Here is a 1,327-nt window from a genome sequence, read left to right on the forward strand (position 1 = left end):
CTGGCGCGGCAACAGATCGTCGTGCCCCGGACAACGGGAAGGTGCCGATGTCGGCCACATCCGACGGCGTTTGAGCGATCCTGACCGAATGGCCGTACCGGTCAGGAGGCGAGCCGTTGATGTCGTGACGCCAGGTACTCGTCAACCCACAGCCGGTTGCTTCGCCACTGCCCGTCCTCGCTGTGGACCGCCTTGAGCCGCCCGCGGATGGCGGCTGTTCGCAGCGCCACCGTGCTCACCTCGTCCGAAGCGAGGGCCGCGAGCGGAACGAGGCTCGCAGGCTCGGCCACGGCCGGCACCACGAACCGGTAAAGGTTGTCCAGCACACCACGGGCGATCATCTCGCTGAGTATTCCCGGACTTCCCGCGTCCGCCTGGCGGAGGGCCTTCAGATAGCGATCGCGGTCGCGCCGTGCGACGACAACCGGCGGGTAGCCGAGGCGGCAGAGCACGAGGTTCAGCAGGAGCCGTCCGGTACGGCCGTTTCCGTCCAGGAACGGATGCACCCGTTCGAAGGCGGCGTGGATGCGTGCGAGACGCTCCATGAGATGACGGCCGTCGTCGGTGGTGACCGCCTGGACGTCGTCCAGCCAGTCGCGCATCCGTGCCGGCACCAGCGGATGGCTTGGCGGGCTCATGCCTCCAGGGAAGGGCGCGATGTCATGTTCCCGGAAGCTGCCCGGCGCCTCCGCCACGTTGGCGTGCGGGTGCGGCTCGATGTCCCATACAGGTGACATGGCCAGGTGGTGGGCATGCCGGACCTCGGTCAGGGTGAGGATCTGCCGCGGCGGCTCATGGCCGGGCTCGAGTGCCTGCCCGTAGACCCAGCGAGCCGCGTCCGCGTACCCCTTGACTTCCATGTACTCGGCCAGCAGCTTGCTGCCGACCGCCCGCCCTTCATGGAGCAGCTCCTCGACCTGATGGCGGACAAGAGTGTTGCCCTCGATGGCGGTCGAGTGGTGGGCGTCGCGTACCCAGATGTCGTCCCAGATGGCATGCGCATCGGCCGGTGGTGGTAGCCCACCGAAGCGGTCCAGCAACTCCGCGACAGCTGAGTCGACACGTATGTACACCTCGATGCGGGATGGGCGTCCGCGTCGGTTCCCGTGGGTGGTTGCGGCGTCCGATCCGGCGAAGTTGCTGAGTTCGGCCATATCTAATTAGAGCAGAGCAACTTCGGGTCTAATTAGAGAGAGCAACTTTGGTTCTAATGAGAAGAGAGCAACGTCGGTGACGGCCTCTGCCCGCCTGGCCGCTGGTCTGGTCGAAACGCCAGCTGATCGACGGGATCCGCCGGCGGATCTGCTCGCTGAGGACATGCACGCCC

At 66.5% G+C, this 1,327-nt stretch carries 1 protein-coding gene; it reads right to left on the reverse strand.

What is annotated here, in order from left to right; translation table 11 throughout:
- Positions 1-101: 101 nt before the first annotated feature.
- Entirely contained in the window at positions 102-1,073 is a 972-nt protein-coding gene (locus U9980_RS07950; RefSeq protein WP_322767347.1) for a Fic family protein, read from the reverse strand.
- Positions 1,074-1,327 lie beyond the last annotated feature (254 nt).

The organism is Protofrankia sp. Cr1, assembly GCF_963555865.1.
Taxonomy (GTDB): Bacteria; Actinomycetota; Actinomycetes; order Frankiales; family Frankiaceae; genus Protofrankia.